The organism is Eudoraea sp. (genome assembly GCF_039969275.1).
GTDB lineage: Bacteria > Bacteroidota > Bacteroidia > Flavobacteriales > Flavobacteriaceae > Eudoraea.
In genome coordinates this window covers 1-19,238 of record NZ_JBDVOC010000009.1, presented here as the reverse complement: position 1 = coordinate 19,238, position 19,238 = coordinate 1, and the positions used below count along the sequence as shown (strand labels likewise).

Annotated in this window: 18 protein-coding genes; 11 read left to right on the top strand and 7 right to left on the bottom strand. The window is 40.1% G+C overall.

The window, feature by feature from the left end; translation table 11 throughout:
* The first annotated feature begins 389 nt into the window (after window positions 1–389).
* The 6 genes from ABJH90_RS07320 to ABJH90_RS07295 all read left to right on the top strand — a co-directional run bounded on the left by ABJH90_RS07320 (window position 390) and on the right by ABJH90_RS07295 (window position 5,902).
* A complete protein-coding gene (locus ABJH90_RS07320) occupies window positions 390–1,250 on the top strand; it encodes a hypothetical protein (protein WP_348142866.1) in 861 nt (286 codons plus the stop codon).
* A gap of 232 nt (window positions 1,251–1,482) precedes the next feature.
* Window positions 1,483–1,668: a hypothetical protein gene (locus tag ABJH90_RS07315; RefSeq protein ID WP_348142863.1), complete on the top strand. Its 186-nt coding sequence runs from the start codon at window positions 1,483–1,485 to the stop codon at window positions 1,666–1,668.
* 226 nt (window positions 1,669–1,894) lie between these two features.
* Window positions 1,895–3,586, top strand: coding sequence for a GMC family oxidoreductase (locus ABJH90_RS07310; protein WP_348142860.1), 1,692 nt, complete (start codon window positions 1,895–1,897; stop codon window positions 3,584–3,586).
* Complete coding sequence (locus ABJH90_RS07305) at window positions 3,583–4,674, top strand: Gfo/Idh/MocA family oxidoreductase (protein ID WP_348142857.1); 1,092 nt, start codon at window positions 3,583–3,585, stop codon at window positions 4,672–4,674. The genes ABJH90_RS07310 and ABJH90_RS07305 overlap by 4 nt, the downstream gene beginning before the upstream one ends.
* Window positions 4,662–5,192, top strand: coding sequence for a gluconate 2-dehydrogenase subunit 3 family protein (locus ABJH90_RS07300; RefSeq protein ID WP_348142854.1), 531 nt, complete (start codon window positions 4,662–4,664; stop codon window positions 5,190–5,192). Before ABJH90_RS07305 ends, ABJH90_RS07300 begins: the two co-directional genes overlap by 13 nt.
* Window positions 5,192–5,902, top strand: coding sequence for a 6-phosphogluconolactonase (locus tag ABJH90_RS07295; protein WP_348142851.1), 711 nt, complete (start codon window positions 5,192–5,194; stop codon window positions 5,900–5,902). The genes ABJH90_RS07300 and ABJH90_RS07295 overlap by 1 nt, the downstream gene beginning before the upstream one ends.
* A 132-nt stretch (window positions 5,903–6,034) precedes the next feature.
* Here ABJH90_RS07295 and ABJH90_RS07290 read toward each other — a convergent pair whose 3' ends face one another.
* From ABJH90_RS07290 to ABJH90_RS07260, 7 genes are all read right to left on the bottom strand, one after another.
* Entirely contained in the window at window positions 6,035–7,849 is a 1,815-nt protein-coding gene (locus tag ABJH90_RS07290) for a Na/Pi symporter (protein ID WP_348142848.1), read from the bottom strand.
* A 261-nt stretch (window positions 7,850–8,110) separates the two neighbouring features.
* Entirely contained in the window at window positions 8,111–8,875 is a 765-nt protein-coding gene (locus ABJH90_RS07285; protein WP_348142845.1) for an SDR family NAD(P)-dependent oxidoreductase, read from the bottom strand.
* A 71-nt stretch (window positions 8,876–8,946) separates the two neighbouring features.
* Window positions 8,947–10,812: a PQQ-binding-like beta-propeller repeat protein gene (locus ABJH90_RS07280; RefSeq protein WP_348142842.1), complete on the bottom strand. Its 1,866-nt coding sequence runs from the start codon at window positions 10,810–10,812 to the stop codon at window positions 8,947–8,949.
* Window positions 10,805–11,896 carry a VOC family protein gene (locus ABJH90_RS07275; RefSeq protein ID WP_348142839.1) on the bottom strand — a complete coding sequence of 364 codons (1,092 nt, stop codon included), beginning with the start codon at window positions 11,894–11,896 and terminating at the stop codon, window positions 10,805–10,807. The genes ABJH90_RS07280 and ABJH90_RS07275 overlap by 8 nt, the downstream gene beginning before the upstream one ends.
* Before the next feature lie 192 nt (window positions 11,897–12,088).
* Complete coding sequence (locus tag ABJH90_RS07270; RefSeq protein WP_348142837.1) at window positions 12,089–12,883, bottom strand: MBL fold metallo-hydrolase; 795 nt, start codon at window positions 12,881–12,883, stop codon at window positions 12,089–12,091.
* Window positions 12,884–13,116: 233 nt separating this feature from the next.
* Complete coding sequence (locus tag ABJH90_RS07265) at window positions 13,117–13,617, bottom strand: hypothetical protein (protein ID WP_348142834.1); 501 nt, start codon at window positions 13,615–13,617, stop codon at window positions 13,117–13,119.
* Between the two features lie 278 nt (window positions 13,618–13,895).
* Window positions 13,896–14,456: a DinB family protein gene (locus tag ABJH90_RS07260; RefSeq protein WP_348142831.1), complete on the bottom strand. Its 561-nt coding sequence runs from the start codon at window positions 14,454–14,456 to the stop codon at window positions 13,896–13,898.
* Between the two features lie 498 nt (window positions 14,457–14,954).
* Between ABJH90_RS07260 and ABJH90_RS07255 the strand changes: the two genes are divergently transcribed.
* The 5 genes from ABJH90_RS07255 to ABJH90_RS07235 all read left to right on the top strand — a co-directional run bounded on the left by ABJH90_RS07255 (window position 14,955) and on the right by ABJH90_RS07235 (window position 19,084).
* Window positions 14,955–15,323 (top strand): hypothetical protein, encoded by a 369-nt coding sequence (locus ABJH90_RS07255; protein WP_348142828.1) that lies wholly within the window; start codon window positions 14,955–14,957, stop codon window positions 15,321–15,323.
* A gap of 146 nt (window positions 15,324–15,469) precedes the next feature.
* Window positions 15,470–16,222, top strand: coding sequence for a DUF6090 family protein (locus ABJH90_RS07250; protein WP_348142825.1), 753 nt, complete (start codon window positions 15,470–15,472; stop codon window positions 16,220–16,222).
* Window positions 16,223–16,402: 180 nt separating this feature from the next.
* The gene (locus ABJH90_RS07245; protein ID WP_348142822.1) at window positions 16,403–17,296 is read left to right on the top strand and encodes a hypothetical protein; all 894 of its coding nucleotides are present in this window, start codon (window positions 16,403–16,405) and stop codon (window positions 17,294–17,296) included.
* A gap of 198 nt (window positions 17,297–17,494) precedes the next feature.
* Window positions 17,495–18,235, top strand: a complete 741-nt coding sequence (locus tag ABJH90_RS07240) for a DUF6090 family protein (RefSeq protein WP_348142819.1) — start codon at window positions 17,495–17,497, stop codon at window positions 18,233–18,235.
* A 126-nt stretch (window positions 18,236–18,361) separates the two neighbouring features.
* The gene (locus ABJH90_RS07235) at window positions 18,362–19,084 is read left to right on the top strand and encodes a DUF6090 family protein (protein ID WP_348142816.1); all 723 of its coding nucleotides are present in this window, start codon (window positions 18,362–18,364) and stop codon (window positions 19,082–19,084) included.
* Window positions 19,085–19,238 lie beyond the last annotated feature (154 nt).

The window sequence follows — 19,238 nt, the reverse complement described above, 5'->3', positions numbered from 1 at the left end:
GTGGTCCCACCCGGACTATTTCAGATGGCATATCATTATGTATCAGCTTGGGAATAAGAAAAATAGCTTACTCTTTTTTCATTTAAATCCCTCTTGTTACTGTGTATATATGGTTTCTTTCGATTATATTTAGCAAGACTGTAACCCATATTTCAGCTATGTCATTCCTTTTGTTGACTCCTGTTCGAATAAACATATCACGCTCCGTAAGCCTGGCATCGACCTGTATAATTCTCTGTCTTGCCCTGGCCTTATCGTCCTGCAAATCCATGGGCCCCAAGACCATTCCGCAGGATAGCTTCAATTATAACCAGCGCATCGCCAACCATGAGAACGAACAGATGTTGCTGAATATCGTCCGGCTAAGGTATTTGGAAATGCCCCGTTTTATGAACGTGTCCTCCGTAATTAATTCATACACCCGTGGCGGTTCTGCGGGCGTCAGTGGGGGTGCTAACCCTGTTGGAAATTCAATTGGTGGGAATATTTCCTCGAACTGGTCAGACCGCCCTACGATTACCTATACCCCCATGACCGGACAGGCTTTTTCACAAAGCCTGCTTACACCACTCCCCCCATCAGTGATCTTTTTTCTGATCCAGTCCGGATGGTCTGCGGAACGACTGATGCGATTGACCAATTCAATGATAAATGGGATCCACAATGAGATTGGAACGCCCGGGGAACAAAGGCAGAGCGACCCCAAATTTAACGAATTGCTTGAGGTTCTCCACCAGCTACAGCGAGCAGGTGCATTGGGCATGCATTTCAGAGGTGATTGGCCCAAGGTGGATGTAGATGTTATCCTGCCCGAAATCCCCCGAACGGATTCTGTTCGGAGGACCATTACAAAATTCAAGGAGCTTCTGCAGCTGGATCCGGATAGCAACATTTTCGATATTGAATACGGCGTAGTCGTTGAAAGGAAAAATCAAATTGTAGTTCAGACGCACTCCATCCTGGAAATGATATCCAATATTTCCTGGTACATTGATGTGCCCGAGGAACACGTCAGTGAAGGGCGGACTCTGGCAACCTTCCGGCCGGATGACCCGGACCTCATCCATATCCTGGTCGACAAAATTAAGCCGGAAAACGCTTACCTGAGCATTAATTACCGAGGCCATTGGTACTATATAGACGACCGGGATGTGAAATCAAAAAACACCTTTGGCGTCATGCAAATGCTGATGAGTATGGCTAAAGACGGCTCGGGCTCCGTGGCGCCTCTGATCTCCATAGGAAATTAATCCTTCCACTAGTACCTCACTACAAAATTGCCCATTTTTTATGCAGGGATTTTGGCTTCTTGTTTATTCCCAACCAAATTCCGCCATTAAAGAAATATATCTCGGGTGTTCTTTAATAACGCTTCATAAGCCTCATACATAAATGAAGCGAACCTTTTTTGTGTTTTATTCCTTTTCAGATTTTCTAATCTGACAAAAAATGGCTACTATTAAGTCTTAAAACCAACCTATTATGGATTATAAAAAATCGATTATTCATTTTCTAATTAGCTTGCTTTTATCTCCAGTGGTGGTATACATTGTATTACTAGCCGCTAAAGCAGCAGGATCAACCTATGAAATGACCCATGGGGAAACCTTTATTATCTGGCTCCTTATGGCCATTGTGATCAATCTGTCTATTACTGAGAAAACATAAGGAAAATCATCACAAAAGGTGATTAAAAATCGCCTTCTATAATTGGCGTCCTCCTTCACTGCGTTGCGACGGACATGGGCTGGGTTAGCTCGCTTCGGTCCTGGACCTGAGGTTCCCGCTCTTGTGAGATTTCGTATGTGCTATTCTCTATTTGCGTTTATCTGGTTATTTTGTTTTTTAAGTGACCTATCTATTGGTTATATTTAAGAGATTAAATCATTTTAAAATGAATACAACCTACGACGCCATCGTGATTGGGTCCGGCATTTCTGGTGGATGGGCCGCTAAGGTATTGTGCGAAAACGGTCTTAAAACCTGTGTTGTGGAACGGGGAAGAAATGTGGAGCACAATAAAGATTATCCTACTGCTCACTTGCACCCCTGGGAACTTCCTCACGGCGGCTGGATGCCCAGGTCATTCAGAGATGAGAACCCCTTGATCACCAAATCGGCAGGTTTTGGCGAAGATACAGCCCACTTTTTTATTAAAGATAAGGAACAGCCCTATGTACAAAAAAAGCCTTTCGATTGGATCCGCGGGTTTCAAGTGGGCGGAAAATCCTTAATATGGGGCAGAGCTTGCCAACGATGGAGCCAATCCGAATTCGAATCCCCTTTCAAATATAAGTATGGAATTCAGTGGCCGGTAGATTACCCGGAAATGGCTCCCTGGTATCATTTAGTAGAAGACTTTATAGGAGTATGTGGAAATAAAGACGGCTTAGAATCCATGCCCGATGGGGAGTTCTTACCTCCGTTCGAAATGAATTGTGTTGAACGCCATATGAGTAAGACATTAAGCGACAGATATCCAGACCGGCATCTGGTACATGGAAGATGGGCGCACCTGACCGAGCCTAAAGAACACCATTTAGAATTGGGCAGAGGAAAATGCCAATCAAGAAATCTTTGTATGAGAGGATGTCCTTTTGGCGCCTATTTTAGCAGTAATTCCAGTACCCTGCCTTCGGCGCAACGAACCGGAAACCTCAGCATTCTTTCCGATGCGGTTGTAGTTAAAATCATTTATGATGACCAACAAAAAAATGCTACCGGAATTGAATATATAGATACGGCCACAGGATCGCGACAGGAGTTAAAAGCCAGCATAATTTTTGTTAATGCCTCGGCCCTGAACACAAATCTTATCTTATTGAACTCTACCTCAGATCGTTTTCCTAATGGGCTGGGAAATGATCATGACATCCTGGGGCGTTATGTGGGTTTTCACAATTACCGTGGATGGGCCTCGGGCAGGTTTGAAGGGTTTAGGGACACCTATGTTTATGGCAGGAATCCTTCTGAACTTATTTTAGCCAATTTCAGAAATGTTTATAAGAATGATATGCCTTTTGTTGGCGGATATACCATTTTCAGTGGGGCATACCGGGCGCGAAATGAAGAGGCTCCCGAAAATGGCCCCGGCATTGGGGCGGCATATAAAGAAGGCCTGCGCCTTCCCGGAGATTGGCAGGCTTATATGTATATGCAGGGCGAGACCATTCCAAAAGCATCCAACAGGGTTTATTTGTCTGACACAGAAAAAGATCCCTGGGGAATTCCGCAGCTCGTAACGGATGTGAATTATGACGATAACGACGAACTGATGGTTCAGGACTTTTTAAAGGAAAGTAAAACCATGCTTGAAGCCATGGGGTGTACCGATATTGAACTAGACGATTCTAAACAAGCGCCGGGCCTGGACATTCACGAAATGGGAGGGTGCAGAATGGGGGCTGATCCGAAAATGTCCATGCTCAATAGATATAACCAACTGCATCTGTGCCAGAATGTATTTGTGACTGATGGAGCATGTATGACAAGCACCGGAAACCAAAGCCCATCCTTGCTTTATATGGCCTTTACGGCAAGAGCTGCAACCTACGCCGCCGAACAATTTAAAGCCCGGAGAATATGAAAAATACGCAACGCAAACAAGTGGGAATTGGTATCATAGGATCTCAATTTATCGCTAACATTCATGCGGAAGCACTGAAAACGGTACCCGATGCGGTTATTGTGGCAGTGATATCTCCCAACGAATCGCATGTAAAATCCTTTGCGAAACAACACCAGATCCCTAATTGGTTTACTGATATAGAGGCCTTTTTAGAGCTGGATGAAATTGATATGGTTATTCTTGGCGCTCCCAACTATTTGCATTGCGAACTTGCCGTTAAAATAGCAGAGGCTAAAAAGCATGTAGTGGTAGAAAAACCACTTTGCTTAAACCTGGAGGAAGCAGACCTGATGATCGAAACCTGCAAAAAAAATAAGGTGAAACTTATGTATGCAGAAGAGCTCTGTTTTACGCCAAAATATGTACGCTTAAAAGCGCTCTTAGATGAAGGAGCTTTGGGGTATCCAATATTTTTAAAACAGTCTGAAAAGCACGATGGCCCTCATGCAGCTCATTTTTATGATGTTGAAAAATCAGGGGGCGGTGTCATGATGGATATGGGATGTCATGCCATTCAATTCTTCAGGTGGTTAAACCCTAACGCTTCCATTGTTTCGGTCTATGCACAAATGCAAACCTCTGTACATCAGGATAAAACCATTGGAGATGACAACAGCGTACTTATTTTAGAATTTAGCAATGGGGTAACCGCAATTGCAGAAGAAAGTTGGATCAAAAAAGGAGGGATGGACGATAAAGCTGAAATACATGGAAGTGAAGGGGTCGCATATGCGGATGTGCTGCAGGGAAATTCCATACTGACCTATAGTGAAAAAGGGGTAGGGTATGCAGTGGAAAAGGCAGGAGACACAAAAGGCTGGAGTTTTACAATGTATGAAGAACTGTGGAACTATGGATTTCCGCAGGAGATGGCGCATTTTGTAGACTGTGTTAAGAACGACCGTACGCCCCTGGTTACAGGGGAGGATGGCAAGGCTGTTTTAGAGGTTCTTTTCGCAGCATATGCTTCCGCAGGTGCAGGAAAAAAGATCATGATGCCCTTTAAGACTGATGCCAAAAAACCGTATGTATTATGGAAAAAATAGACCGCAGAAATGCTTTAGGGATATTAGCCCGGTGGTCTGCCGGAAGTTTTATCCCCTTTTCCTGGCTATTAGAAGGATGTACAGATAACAGCAATCCCTCTTTATTTAACGAAGAATATCAATTGCTTCTGGCTGACATTGTCGAAATTATTTTACCCGAAACAGCTGCATCGCCGGGGGCCAAAGAGGCTAACGTTCATCATTTTATAGCACTCATTGCAGAAGATTGTTATGGAATTGCAAGAAAGGATCGCATCCTGGTTGGGTTAAACCAATTATTAGGTGATGGCTTTTTAGATTATTCATCAGAGAAAAAATATGAAGTAATTGAGCAACTAGACGTGGAAGCAACTGCCGCAACCCATAAAATTCCTCATTATTTTAAAGACCTTAAGTCCCTGACGCAGTGGGGATATTTTTCTTCTAAACCAGGCATCATGGAAGGGTTGAGGTACAATCCTATCCCGGGATATTACAAAGGCTGTGTTCCTTACAATGGTGAAATAGCTTGGTATTAATGACAACAAATCAGTGTAAAGACTATCAGGAATTAAGCAAAACGGCTGCTGACTGGTTAATCCGGAGGATCAGAAAAAACCCATTAAGCAAGATAAGTATTGCCACCGGAAATTCTGCATTAGGAATGTATTGCTATATCACAAAGGCCCAAAACCTGCATACCAAATCGCTTTCTTTGTTTCAATTGGATGAATGGGTTGGATTGTCCGAATATCAACATAGTTGTATGAGTTACATTGAAAAAGAGGTGAGAATCCCCTGGGGAATAGCCGAGGAAAGAACACATTACTTTTCTCCCGATTTAACTCTCCTTGACAATAAAATACAGGCAAAGGAGGCGGCATGTTCTATGCAAAAAGAACTTGAGATAAAAGGTCCGCTGGACATCCTCATTTTAGGAATGGGAAAAAATGGTCATTTGGGTTTTATAGAGCCGGCCGAAAATTGGCCTCCTGATGAATGTTATGTTTCCAAATTGGCACGCTCTACCCAAAAACATAAGATGATTAGCTCGGAAAAAACACCCCCTGAATATGGAATAACTATGGGAATTAAATCAATCCTGCAAGCAAAAGAAATTTTATTTATTGTAACCGGACCCGGAAAAACAGCTACTTATTCTGAATGGCTCAAAAAGGTTATTACCCCTAATTTGCCTGCAAGTATTTTATGGAAACATCCCAAGGTTTCCCTGGTAACGGACCTGTAACTTCAAAAGTTGAGCTTCCATTTTTTTAACTTCCCCTGTGATATAGAATTAGAATTAATAATTGTAAAAAAGGGAAGGCCAGAACTTGATTAGACACTATATAGTTTTTATCGCAGAAGGCGATTTAAATTCCTAACTTTTTACTTTCTTTTTTTTCTCCTTCTCTTTTTTCTTTTTCTTTTCTTCTTCGGGCAATTTTATAAGCGTATCACTATTTATATAAAGCAATTCTGCAGTTTCAATCAATTTTTTCACAATGTCCGCAACATTATCACTGTCATTGGCGAGAGATGTTGCCATTACGCTGGATATCTTGTGCTCCCTAATCAATTTATCCAGTGTGCCATCGAGCAACACATCGCTTTTTTCTGCTTTTTCTTTAAGTTTTTCAAGTCGCTCTAAATGCGCTTCAGGGGTTTCATCTTTTCGGGTAAAATAAATTTCTCGCAGAACCCGTGAAACTTTACGTCTTAACCGGTCATATTCTTTTTGAATATACTTGTTATCAGAAACCATGTATTGACTTACATTTTTTCGCAGGCCACGGATGTCTTTTATCGTCTCTACGATATTCCGGTTGGCCAATTTTATTCTTGTAAATGCTTTCATGGCTTCCGGGGACAAGGAGAATTTACTTTGTGCAAGGGTCGCGTATTTAATTATTTTACCATAAATGATTTTTACTTTATTGTAATACAGCTCATCAATATCAACCTCCAGTTCCTCTTTAGATTTTTGTACCACCTTTTTTAATTTGGTATCACCTTTAATATCTCTCACACGCAAATTAAGGCCATGAGAAACAATTTCGTAAGTTGCTTTTTCAAACAACCTTTTGCTTTCGTCCAAAAGAGCGCGTAGGGCAGTTTGTGGATAAGCCAATACACTTTCGTTCAGATATTTGGGGTACTCAATTTTATCATCTTTTTCTTTTTCGACAAATACGCGGGTTAAGAACCTGACCAGCACCTTTATAAACGGTATCATTATCAACACGCCAATTAAATTGAAAATCGTATGGAAGATGGATAATTTGATCGTATAATTAGTAGCAGCGATCCCCGTTGAAAATGAAATATAATTCACAAGTTGTCCCAACTGAGCAATAAAAATAAGGGCAATAATGCCGGTCACCATATTGAATATCAGATGTGCCCCGGCAAGTCGTTTTCCAGCAACATTGGCATTGAGTGACCCCAGTATCGCGGTTATGGTAGTCCCTACGTTAGCTCCGATAGCAAGTGCCAAAGAATTATCGTAAGTGATCTGCCCGGCAGCCAGTGCAGTGAGAATTAAAGCCATGGCCGCACTACTGGATTGTAAAATAAGGGTGATAAGAATGCCAATGAAAGTATACACTATCAGACCCCAAAATCCCGGCATCGCAAAATCAGCCAGGTTAATACTGTCCTGATAAATATCAAAGCCTTGTTTCATAAAGTGAATACCCAGGAAGAAAAAACCCAGTCCGGCAAGAACATAACCAATGCCTTTAAGGCTTTTTGATTTTTGAAATACAAAGAGAATTCCAAAAGCCAGCATGGGCATTGCCAGGGCAGAAACCTTAATTTTCAAACCAAAAATTGCTACCAGCCAGGCAGTGGCAGTAGTGCCTAAATTTGCCCCGAAAATAATCCCTATTCCTGCATAGAGTTCGATCAGGCCTGCACTGAGAAAGGAAATTGTAATTACACTAATCAAAGAACTGGATTGTAAAAATGCTGTTACCAGGAATCCCAACCCCAAACTTTTATATAACTTATTCGTCATGCGTCTCAACAACTTTTGCAGTGGCCCTTCTACAAAAGCATTAAAGCCCTCTTCCAACATGATCATTCCAAAGAGTAGTATAGCTACCCCGGCACCTACTTCCTTGATCGTAGGGTTTATAAAAAATGCCCATCCGAGCAAGACCAGAATAACAGGAAAGAATATTTTTTTAATCATCTAGTAAGTTTTCAATAGGCGAATCTACATGTAAAACTCAAGTGTGCCATTGGCGTAGTTTCCAACAAGAATACAAGTTAAATAAAATTATGGTTTAAGACTCCAAATAAAGTGACACTCTTAGGTAAAGGTCAATACCATTGAATTAGAAATCTCTTATTTACCATAACGTCTTGTAAACGCTGAGACCTTATGGGTCAAAAACCTAACCAAATGATTCCCTTCTTCGTCAAATAGTGGTAGCATCGAAGTTCATCCAAATCACATTGGAAAAATAGAATGACCTCCATCCAATACGATACCCTGCCCAGTCATAAAATCACTGTGACTCGATGCTAAAAAAACAGCTACCCCCTCAAGTTGATTGAGTGTGCCCATTTTACCGGAAGCAGACCGGCGAACTACGCCTTCTTGAAATTCAGGAGGCGTTTTTACAGACATCTCCGTTTCTACGAATCCTGGCAGAATGGCATTTACCTGAATTCCATTTCGGCCCAATTCTATGGCCAATGAACGTGTTAATCCCATCACGGCAGCTTTGGTAGTTCCATAACCTGCTGCATAGCCTGTTCCCATAAGTGCGGCAATCGAAGAAGTAACAATTAATTTACCCGGTGCCTCCCGATCTATTAAATGCTTAATGACCAATTTATACGTATGAACAACGCTATTAAGATTGAGATCGAGTATCTGTTGCCATTCCTCGGTGCTCCATTTATGAAATAAGCCTTGTTTACCTGCTCCTCCCGCGTTGGCAAAACAAATATCGACCTTCCCAAAATGCGCAAGCGTTGCATCGAAAGCTGCTTTGGCTTGATCTTCGTCCGTTAGATCAGCTATGAACGAGGCAGCAGTTCCACCTAAAGTATCAAGCGCTTGAAGGGCTGTTTTATTTTTTTCTGCACTGCGCCCCCAAATCGCAACCTGCGCACCTGCCTTAAGCAACCCCTTTGCATAAGCCAGGCCAATCCCTCCATTACCTCCTGTTACGATGCATACTTTCCCTGTCAGATCGAATAAGTTCATTTATTATTGGATTTATTATTAATTACAATGCCTTGCTCAAATTATGAAAGTCCAGGTAATGCATTTTGTTATTATTCCAATTTAAAAGCCAGCAAGACATTACCTGCTTTCTCCCCAAATTTAGAATAACCAGAGTTAATGAATAATTGATTGCCATCAATAACGGGTCCGTCAGAATCAATCGTCCCTCCGAAAGCCTTTATGCCATTGGTGGCTTCAAAATCCTGATTCGTGTCATAAACCCAAAGCTCCTTTCCGTCCTGGGAAGAATAAGCTTTAAGTACCCCATCAAGGGCCCCGGCGAAAACGAGTTCCGGGCTAAGGCTTATAGCCGCTGATATTCCAGGGCCGCACTGCCATTCGACATCTCCACATCTATCTTTTTCAATAATGGACCAAATGGGTTGCCCATTGTTTACATCCACAGCATGTACACCCGGGAAAGCAGGTTTGTCTGCATCCTCAGGATAAACCGAATGGTCATTAACAGGTACGTAAAGCGTTTTGCCATCTGTGGCCATCCCCCAATGAATGCCTCCCATTATGCCGCCCCGTCCTACTCGTTTTTGCCAAACAATGGCTCCATCACGATCAGGGTCCATAGCGTACACCATTCCTGATTTTTGACCCGCCAGAATAAGATCCGATGAATGCTCTCTTTTGACTAAAATCGGGGATGCCCCAAAGTCATAATCCGGACCTACCTCGTCTGGACAATTGGGAGAACCGGGGGTCATACAAGCGCCATTCCATGCATCTTTAGGAACGGTTTGTTGTACCCATTGGATAGCACCGTCTTCCAGGGCCATCGCAATAATAGCATCACTGGTCATGGTGGTGGGTTGAGTATAATTTTCCCCTGTTCCAATGTAGAGTACCTCCCTCTTGGCATCGATGGTAGGACTTGTCCATACGGGTGCGCCGGAAGGTGCATAGATAGGCCGATTAGCCGAATTTAAACCCTGTGGGCCTGGCACTTTTGCAATGGTATAGCGCTTCCAAATCATTTTCCCTGTTACTGCGTCTAAAGCAACGACCGAACCTCGAAAAGTACAGCATTCATAGTTGGGGTCATAGGCATTAAAAATCTCAGTAGATGAAACAGGAATATATAAACGATCCTTATAAAGATTGAGTGAACCAGTTATGGTAGCCACGGCATGTTCATCGACTTGTTGTGTCCAAATCAGCATTTGGGTCTTCAAATCAAATGCATAGATCTTAGCATTGAAATCACCAAAATATAATCGGGTAGCTTCACCATTTTCGTTGGTGCCAATGGTAATAGCACTTCGGATTTCAGCATCTGCCTGAAAAGTCCATCGGACACATCCCGTTGCTTTATCCAGTGCGTAAACTGTTCCATGTTGGCTGGCTGTATAAATGGTATTACCAGCGATGGTAGGTTGCACCCGCGCTCTGGATGCCCCTGGAAAAGCAAAAGCCCAATCCAATTTTAATTGCGATACATTTTTTGAGTTAATAGATAAATCACTGCTATTATTAAATCGGGTATTTGACAAATTGAACCCCCAATTGCCAATGGAAACGTTTTGGATAGCTTCTTCCTCTTGTGCATCACATAGTCCTTTAATGATGGTTGGACCTTCATCAAAATCATCTACTTCGGAAATGTAGTTGGCTACCAATTCCTGTTCCTCTTTTGACAATGTACTGGCCTGATTGCGCATCACCCCTGTTCTTAAGACCTTAAGAACGGCCGCAGGAGGCAGCAATTTCAATGCTTCTATTTTAGGTGCTTCGGGGCTTGCTCCATTATGGCAAATGGCACATCTGGATTTATATAAAAGCGCTGCTTGTGTTGGTGTTTCGACCTTAGCAACGACTTGCGCATCAGATGGCTTATAATATATGTAAAAACCTATCCCCACTATTCCCGCTAAAAATAACAGGACAAATATTGATTTCTTAGTCATAGAGATTTTTTAGAGAATATGCTGAAGAAACACTAATGGCCTGACGCAGTGAAAAAATATTACCATCTATGTCATGGGCAAAAACCATCCAAAACTCGCCCAACATTTGTGGCTCACTTATAAAATCTACATTCAATGCTTTCAACCGTTTATACTCCTGATGAATGTCTTCCACTTCAAAAGAAAAAGAATAGCCCAAACTCTTCAGTGGTTTTTTGCCCTTAGGCTTTGCTGTTTTCGGATGAATATATTGCATGAGTTCCATCATCTTTCCCTGCCCATCCATACCAAACCAGGCAGCAAGGAGTTCTATATTATCAACGCCGGCTATCTCATCCAATTTGGCATTATTGGCTAAACTAGCTTCACGTCGTGGCCCAAACTCCAATATCTTTTCATAATAGTTCGAAAGTTTTTTTAAATCCGGACTTATCAGAGCAACCTGGGTCATCCACATTTTTTTTTCTTTTTGCCAGTTCGCGTCGTAGCCATCTTTATTCAATATGGATTGATCCAATTGTTCCAGTTCTATCATATTGCCTTCGGGGTCGTAGGCGTAGGCATAGGTGACACCATACCCTCCAAGATCTACCGGGCCATCTCCTCTTGACAAGATCGTGGCTTTTTGATTTTTAAATTTTTGGTAGCCCGATTTCCAGGAAGGAGATTGGTAACAAGTATGTGTCATCCCCGGACCTTCAGGCGGCATATTTTGAATAGGCTCAGCAATAGTATTGGCAAAATGTGTCAACTCTAAAAGCATATTAGGCGCTTTAAAAGTTACAGTTTCATAGGCGATTCCGCTTTCATTGTATAAAATATCAGCAATTGTACTATTCGAAATTTTTTCGCGCTTCACTATCTCAAAACCCGTCGCAGCCTGATAGAAAGCGACCATCTTTTCGAGGTCTTGAACGACTATCCCAATATGATTGAAACCCATGATAGAATTGGGTGCATCTTTAAGGCCCGGGTTGGAAATAGTTTGACTAACCAAATTGTTTGAAACCGTTAGCAATAGGATGCAAAAGATTAGAAATACCTTGTTTATGCTATATTTTTTTGTCTTTTGCTTTGTTTTCATTCAGAAGTTTTTGACAATTATTTCGAAAGAATTTAATCATTTAACGATTTGTTGTTCTTTGAAAGGTAAAACAATTAATTAACTTGAATTTTGTGCAATGAAGGCTAACGTTTAGCTAAAAGATGGCCCGACATTAGGAAGGGTTTTGTTAGAGAAATATCTTTCATTTTTCTACCTACGTTACTCCTTACTTTAATAAATTATAGAATCTCCTTTATGAAGGATAGCACAATTAATCCCTAGTTTTTCAACTTCTCTCTTAAACTCATGCTCGTCAGCAGGATTGTACTTTTTACTAAAGAATGCAGGGCAGTTATAATGACAAGGTATTACAAGTTTTGGCTTCATTACCTGTACCGCTTGCAAGGCTTCTTTCTCATCCATAGTATTGTGAACAGTTTTTCCTCCAATTGGAATCATTAAAACATCCGGACTGTTAATGGAACTCCATTCATCTGCGTGAAGAAGTGTGTCTCCAAGATTGACAATAGTTTTTCCATCAAATTGAATAAGGAATCCAATGGCGCCCCAGCCAATTCTTTCTTCAGGACCTGGGGTTAAAGTCTTAGAGAATGGTCCAAGTTTAAAAGTTAGGGAGCCATGAGTAGACTTTATTCCTGTGATTGACATTCCATCAACCTCAATTGTTTCATCAACAGAAAGTGTATGGATTTTTGCTACTTCTGTGGTGAATGCAAGTCCTTTATCCCGAGGGCCGAGGATTAAGTTTTTCCCATCCACATTTTTGATCATTGTTTTATTGCAAATTATCGGAGCGCCTGAAGATTCTTCTAGTCTGTCCGCATGCCAATAATGATCCGGGTCTCCATGCGTTACAAAAATATGAGTAATAGATTTCCATTCCTTTTTTGGGATCATCGTGGTAAACCGAAAAAAATAAAACATCAGGCCTCCCGGATCAATGGCTATTTTCTTATCATCAGTCTCAATGATAAAGGCATTGTATAAGTAGTGTGTGATTTTCATTTTATTAACTATGGTATCACGGTTGTTGTCATTTGTTAATTCCAACTGAGCATAAATTAATCGCTGTGGCGAAAAAAATCATTTTGGATTTTCTCTAACGCCTAGCTAAAATCGGTAGGCTTTCCATCCGTTTTTAACTCTAAAGGTAACGGATTCCAATGCTCTTTACAAGATCACTTTAGCCTATGGATAATAGCATTTGTTGTAGCCTGTTTTCTGTCTACTTTGCTGGCTTATCTGATTTTAATATTGGTTTCTTTTAGCCCTTTTTCTTGTAGGTAGTCTTGCAATTCTTTGGCTCCTCCAACATTGGCATGATGAAGTAAAGTAAAGCCATGTGCCCCTTTAGAAAAGACTAATTCGGGATAGGCCTCCAAAGTTGGCTTTACCAAGTCGGTTTTTCCTAACATAGTCAGTACAAATAAGTTTACTCGAGCCCCTTGGGAAATCAAATAATTAGCAATTTCCTTATTTCCTAAATGGCCGGCTCCCTCAATGGCCTCTTCAAAATCTGAATTCCCCCAATCATACCGGGCATAAATTAAATTCGGGTATTCTTGTAGCATTTCTTTCACAAGAGGTAAGTTTTTATGTCCTGCAACTACGAATTCTTTGACCAGTTTAATGTCAAGGGGGGCGGGGTCTTGCACAAAGTGAGTAAAAGCTAAAGTAGGGGCAGTGCTTGTAAGGGCAATCACACCAAGAGAGTTTTTAATAAATTTTTTTCTATTCATAATTTTCTAATTTTAGTCAGGGATCAATGAATGGTAACTCAATATAAAAATACTAATATACCCTAATATCGCCATAACTTCCCGGATAACTACAGCAATGTTCCTAAGGAGATTTGACGGTTTTGGTGTTTTTAAAATTGTTAGAAAATCAATATTTCATACACCTTGCAAGCTCTCTAACTCATCTGCCATATTTAATAATTCAGTACCTCAGGAAGAACAACCAACTGCTTCCCTAACTATGATCCCTTCTTCAAAATAAAAAATACGTAAAAACATCAAAATCTGTATTGAGGAGGTACAATATCTTTCAAACGCAGGTAAGTAGTTGCCTGTCCTTTGTGATGCACCGTGTGATTATAGGCCAGCATCAATATGTCATAATTAGAGAAATAAATTTCCCCGTCCCTGGTGCCTAAATTATGTTTACGGTTGTACAGATCACTTGGATTCAGCTGCTTTAATGCATCTTCAAATCGTTCAAATCGCTCCTGCAAATAAGGTAATACTACTCCCTTTTCAACTGATTCGATCTCCTCTTTGTGTGAGGTGCCATCGAGGATCTCGGCATAATAATCCAGGCTAACACCGATATGAGAAAAGAGTTTGGCAAATGACATGACCTCCTCAGTGGGTTGGAAACCGAATTGAGTTTCCGGCATGGCATCATACACTTCAAAGGTATGTATTCGCAGTCCCTCCCACCTTGCCGAGAAGGCTTTCATAAAATTATCATCTGATGCAGTATTCCCTGTGACTGATGAGGCCCGGGAAAACGCGTTTTGCGCAAGAAGAAGCGATCCCATTCCTAGTAATCCAATTGATTTTCTTCTATTCATACTCTTTCCTGTTTTTAGGGTAATTATAAAAATCTACGGTTAACGCCATTGGATACGGCAGTCGAGGCTTAATTTTATTAAAATTAAAAATAAAAGATTTAACTAAAGCCTACGCCCGAAGGATAATGGAAATAAAAACCAAATATGTCAAACTCAAGGAACTTTGCCTCCCGGAGGTTAAAACCATCTGATCCACTCAGTCTACTATGGAAAATATAATAGGTATGCAAAGAAGGAGATGGTCCGGATAGGCATAGTAATGTTCCAAAGGAGATTTGAATGTTTTGGTGTTTTTAAAGTTTTTAAAAGATCAATATTTCATTCCCCTTGCAAGATCTTTAACTCATCCGCCATATTTAATAATTAATTACCTTTGGAAGAGCAACTAAGTTCTTCCCAATTATCACTATAAAAATTGCCATATTGGTGACATGATAAAAATCATTTATTAGCCCGTCAGAAACTTTTATATTAATCCCAAATCTTTAATCTAAAGTTATGAAACAGCTCATTTTTGTACTATTATTTGCAGTTGGAAGTATAAGCCTAAATGCAAACGATGCCAATTGCATAGCGCCCCAGGAGGTACAGGTTGGTGATATTTTTAGGATAGGCGACCCCGATGCACCAAGGTACGAACACATAAATTTTCCAAGGCCCAATTTTATTATCAAAAGAGGCGGGGTGGCCAATTACAAGGGGTTGCCGGGAAATAAAGTAGTCGTAACAGCTGTAGAAGAAAAGATGGACGGCACCTTAGTAGTAAAGATCAAAAGGGCCGATGGCGGACGGTTCTTCGGAAGCCACTGGGAAGTATCGGCAAATTTGAAGGGTGCACTGGATACAGGTGAATTACTTGGAATTTAAAGAAGGTTTATTTCGAGATGTGGTAAATCGCTAACTATTACCAATAAGCCTTTTTATACAAATCCAAAAAAAAAGGGAATTTCTAAATAGTAATCTCATTACAATAATTCCTTACCTTAGGAAGAACAATCATCTGCGTACTTTCCATGATTAAATTCTTCCGTCAAATCCGGCAACGCTTAATTACTGACAATAGATTCAGCAAGTACCTGTTGTATGCTGTGGGCGAGATTTTTCTGGTTGTTATTGGTATTTTGATTGCCTTACAGATTAACAATTGGAATGAGCATAAGAAAGAACGGAAACTAGAACGGAAAGTTTTAACAGAACTCTTGACATCCCTGAAACAAAATTACAACAGGATGATTTCTGATTCTATAAAAAGATCAAACTGGAACAGATCAAGCGATATCGTTATTACTATTCTCGAACGCGGTATGGCCTATTCAGATACTATGAATAAACATTTTCAGGATGCCAGAAAGCCGGGAACAAATCTTTCATTATCATTTGCGGGCTATGAAGGTTTGAAAAATGTTGGTTACAATATAATTAGCTCGGATACACTTAGAAAAAATATTGTAGAGCTCTTTGAATTAACACACAAGACTTTGCTGGAAGAAATGGAATATTTTGAATCTTTTCAACCAGACAGACAGTTCTATATTGATAAGCTTTTTAGCTATGAGATTGATAAATATAATCCCAATGATCCTTTTAATGTTCCTATTTATCCAAACAATTATCCTGCATTATTACAAGACTCAATATACCTGCCTATGATTAAATCTGTAACTGTACAAAGAAATATTATTGCTGAATTGCAATATGAGAACATAAAGGAGACGCAAAGATTGATTTCACTGATTGAAAATGAACTTTATGAATTGAAAAAGTGAGCAACTTCTTTCTTTATCGAAACAGGACGGAGCCTTAAAAAACCATTCAGTGAATATTTTTTAGAGAACAGGCCAGAAGGCGTGTAGGAGTTGACAAATATCATGTTTTATGGAACTTTATTTAGGGATCTTTGGGCCGTTTTAGTACTCCCAATAATTTTAAAACTAGTTATGGAATTAATGAAGAAGATTGCAATCTGGCTTGGGCTAAGTATCCTGATGATGATTTTATGGGTAGCAGGTTTGATGATTGGGAATTTGATTTTTCCGAGTAATCTCATGGAAATGGAAACGGATAGCGATGGTGCTGCAGGATTCATTTTCTTTTTGGTAAGTGCACTTAATGCCGGGATTATACTTAAACTAATTTACAAAGCCCGCTATACGGGCTGGAAGCTGGCGGGTCTTGTTTTCCTGGTTTCCTTTGGGATCCAGTATTTCATGTCCCAGATTGAGACTGTTTGGTTTAATGATAGCCTGGGTTTGCCCGGCAATGGTATAGCGACTATCGTTCTTGGAGGAGCATTTACCCTTGTAACCTTTACAACGATTGCAATATGGATCACAGGTAAATTCAAATCTGAGCCCGACAAAAACAATAATACGCCTCGCTTTAGATTTAGTGTCAAAAAGATACTATTACTTTCGGCAGTCATTTGGCCATTGATCTATTTTGCCTTCGGCTATTTGGTTGCCTGGCAATTTGAAGAAGTTCGCCTCCTGTACTCCGGCACCAGAGAGATAGATTCGTTTGTGGAGATCATGAAGGGAAATTTCCAATCCGGACTTTATCTGTTTCAAATCTTTAGGGGGTTTTTATGGGTTTTTATTGGCATCCTGGTTTTGAAGATGGCCAGGGGGACCAAGATCTCGAAAGGTATACTACTGGGGCTTTTATTTACTATCCTTGGCAGCAGCGGATTATTGCTTCCCAATCCTATCATGCCCGAAATGGTTCGGATAGCGCATCTTCTGGAAACAAGCACATCAAGCTTTATTTGGGGGTTTATCATTGCGTGGACGCTGTGGCAGCCGGTACCGGGAACAGAAATGGAAAATAATAAAACGGAATAGGTTTTAAATACTACTCAGGTTTTCACCCGGGTTTTACCAGCTCCTGCTCCCCTAAAAAAGGATTCGTAAGGGCAGGTCCGGCTTCATTCAATTGCTTTGATTAATTCTTTAAGAGCATTCTCAGAATCTCATCACTAATCCTGATGTTGGAAAGCTCCTATAATTGCTTACCTTAGGAAGACCAACCAACTACTTCTCATGATCAACTTCTTTCGTAAAATCCGCAAAAAACTCGCAGATGATAACAAGCCTTTAAAATACATGAGGTATGCTATTGGGGAGATCTTACTAGTGGTAGTTGGGATTTTGATAGCCCTACAGATCAATAATTGGAATGAACATCAAAAGGAAATCAAAGAAGAGCAGCAGATTCTTAACAACATCAACAATGAGTTCAAAAACAATCACAAATTGCTAGAAAAGCATCAAAACCTTTATCTTGAAGTATGGAAGTCAACCAACACAATTATATCAATGGTTGGCCTATCAGAAACCGAACTCAAAAAACATAATTTGGATAGTTTGCTTTCAAAAATTATTGATATTTATGATTTCAACCCAACTGAAAATTCCATCACCGAAATACTTGCTTCTGGGAAATTAAATGTAATATCCTCTGATCCACTAAAAAAAGCGCTCTTTGAATGGTCTGCTGGTATTAAAGAAAAAGAAGATGCATGGGAAACTTTAGACCAAAATACCCAGAATATGTTCCTGCCATATCTTGCCAAAAATGCATCGCTAAAAAACATAGATAGTTATGGGCCTCTTAATTGGAATGAAAAGTCTAGACTAAAAAGTGATAACAGCCAAGTATTTCAAGACATCGAATTTGAGAATCATGTAGATAATCATGCTTGGTCTGTAGCGTTTTATCAAATAACATTGGACTCATTAGAGAGCATATCAAAAAAAATAATTCGTTTAACTAATGATTAACTTCTTTCAGGACAGAGCGTCAAAAAAATGTCTGGCAGACATTTTTAGCGAATGGGCCAGCCTGCCGCGCTGGCGTTTAAAGCAAAAAGTATGATTAATTTTTTTCGAAAAATCAGATTCGACCATATGGAAAAAAACAAAACTGGAAAATACTTGAAATATGCCATTGGGGAGATTGCTCTTGTTGTGATTGGGATATTGATTGCGCTTCAGGTGAATAATTGGAATGAGGACAGGAAATCTGAAATATTAGAGATTAAGATTTTGAAGAGACTCCGACAAGATCTTGTTGCAGACACCCTTTATCTCAATGACAGATTACAGCGAACTATTAACCTAAGAGCCGAACAATATGAATTTGTTCATGAAATATATAATACGCAGAAATCAGAAAAGGAATTTAGAAAAATATTAAAATTACAGAACTGGGACTCAGATAATCTGGTAATGCAGACAAGTACTTATGAGGAATTAAAAAGTTCAGGGCAGATAAATATTTTAGAAAATGAGGGTTTAAAAATTCAAATGATCAACTTATATCGTGAATATGAAGTTGCTACCAAACATTTCGAAGAGATCAACGGTTTAACCTCAAGGGAATTTTTACCCGGAGCGCTTAGGGTTGGCTCAAAATATTACTTTAAGGATATTTACGATGAAGAAAAATTAATGGAAGGTACAGATTGGAGATTCATTAACGACCCCACCTCGGAGTCATTTAAAATATTGGAGGATACCCAAATTATGTATAATATGAAGTACCGCTATTTTATTGGATACTTCGAAAATTTGTTGACAAAATCGAAAACATTGATCAATAACATCGATAAGGAACTAACTGAACGTTAAAATTCAAAAAGTTTAACTAAAGGCTAATATGGTGTAATTCATAGTTGCTTATGCCCCTCTGCATCCTTTATAAAGAAAGACCGCCCACTACTTTTTAATTAAATTCCAAACTACATCCCGATAGCTCCTTCTCCATAGTATTACGAAGGAGAAG

What these genes read in the sequence shown, in the direction of transcription:
- ABJH90_RS07275 (WP_348142839.1), bottom strand. Translation starts at nt 11,896, where the DNA reads ATGAAAACAAAGCAAAAGACAAAAAAATATAGCATAAACAAGGTATTT.
- ABJH90_RS07305 (WP_348142857.1), top strand. Translation starts at nt 3,583, where the DNA reads ATGAAAAATACGCAACGCAAACAAGTGGGAATTGGTATCATAGGATCT.
- ABJH90_RS07260 (WP_348142831.1), bottom strand. Translation starts at nt 14,456, where the DNA reads ATGAATAGAAGAAAATCAATTGGATTACTAGGAATGGGATCGCTTCTT.
- ABJH90_RS07280 (WP_348142842.1), bottom strand. Translation starts at nt 10,812, where the DNA reads ATGACTAAGAAATCAATATTTGTCCTGTTATTTTTAGCGGGAATAGTG.
- ABJH90_RS07295 (WP_348142851.1), top strand. Translation starts at nt 5,192, where the DNA reads ATGACAACAAATCAGTGTAAAGACTATCAGGAATTAAGCAAAACGGCT.
- ABJH90_RS07255 (WP_348142828.1), top strand. Translation starts at nt 14,955, where the DNA reads ATGAAACAGCTCATTTTTGTACTATTATTTGCAGTTGGAAGTATAAGC.
- ABJH90_RS07320 (WP_348142866.1), top strand. Translation starts at nt 390, where the DNA reads ATGAACGTGTCCTCCGTAATTAATTCATACACCCGTGGCGGTTCTGCG.
- ABJH90_RS07285 (WP_348142845.1), bottom strand. Translation starts at nt 8,875, where the DNA reads ATGAACTTATTCGATCTGACAGGGAAAGTATGCATCGTAACAGGAGGT.
- ABJH90_RS07265 (WP_348142834.1), bottom strand. Translation starts at nt 13,617, where the DNA reads ATGAATAGAAAAAAATTTATTAAAAACTCTCTTGGTGTGATTGCCCTT.
- ABJH90_RS07290 (WP_348142848.1), bottom strand. Translation starts at nt 7,849, where the DNA reads ATGATTAAAAAAATATTCTTTCCTGTTATTCTGGTCTTGCTCGGATGG.
- ABJH90_RS07240 (WP_348142819.1), top strand. Translation starts at nt 17,495, where the DNA reads ATGATCAACTTCTTTCGTAAAATCCGCAAAAAACTCGCAGATGATAAC.
- ABJH90_RS07300 (WP_348142854.1), top strand. Translation starts at nt 4,662, where the DNA reads ATGGAAAAAATAGACCGCAGAAATGCTTTAGGGATATTAGCCCGGTGG.
- ABJH90_RS07270 (WP_348142837.1), bottom strand. Translation starts at nt 12,883, where the DNA reads ATGAAAATCACACACTACTTATACAATGCCTTTATCATTGAGACTGAT.
- ABJH90_RS07310 (WP_348142860.1), top strand. Translation starts at nt 1,895, where the DNA reads ATGAATACAACCTACGACGCCATCGTGATTGGGTCCGGCATTTCTGGT.
- ABJH90_RS07250 (WP_348142825.1), top strand. Translation starts at nt 15,470, where the DNA reads ATGATTAAATTCTTCCGTCAAATCCGGCAACGCTTAATTACTGACAAT.
- ABJH90_RS07245 (WP_348142822.1), top strand. Translation starts at nt 16,403, where the DNA reads ATGAAGAAGATTGCAATCTGGCTTGGGCTAAGTATCCTGATGATGATT.
- ABJH90_RS07315 (WP_348142863.1), top strand. Translation starts at nt 1,483, where the DNA reads ATGGATTATAAAAAATCGATTATTCATTTTCTAATTAGCTTGCTTTTA.
- ABJH90_RS07235 (WP_348142816.1), top strand. Translation starts at nt 18,362, where the DNA reads ATGGAAAAAAACAAAACTGGAAAATACTTGAAATATGCCATTGGGGAG.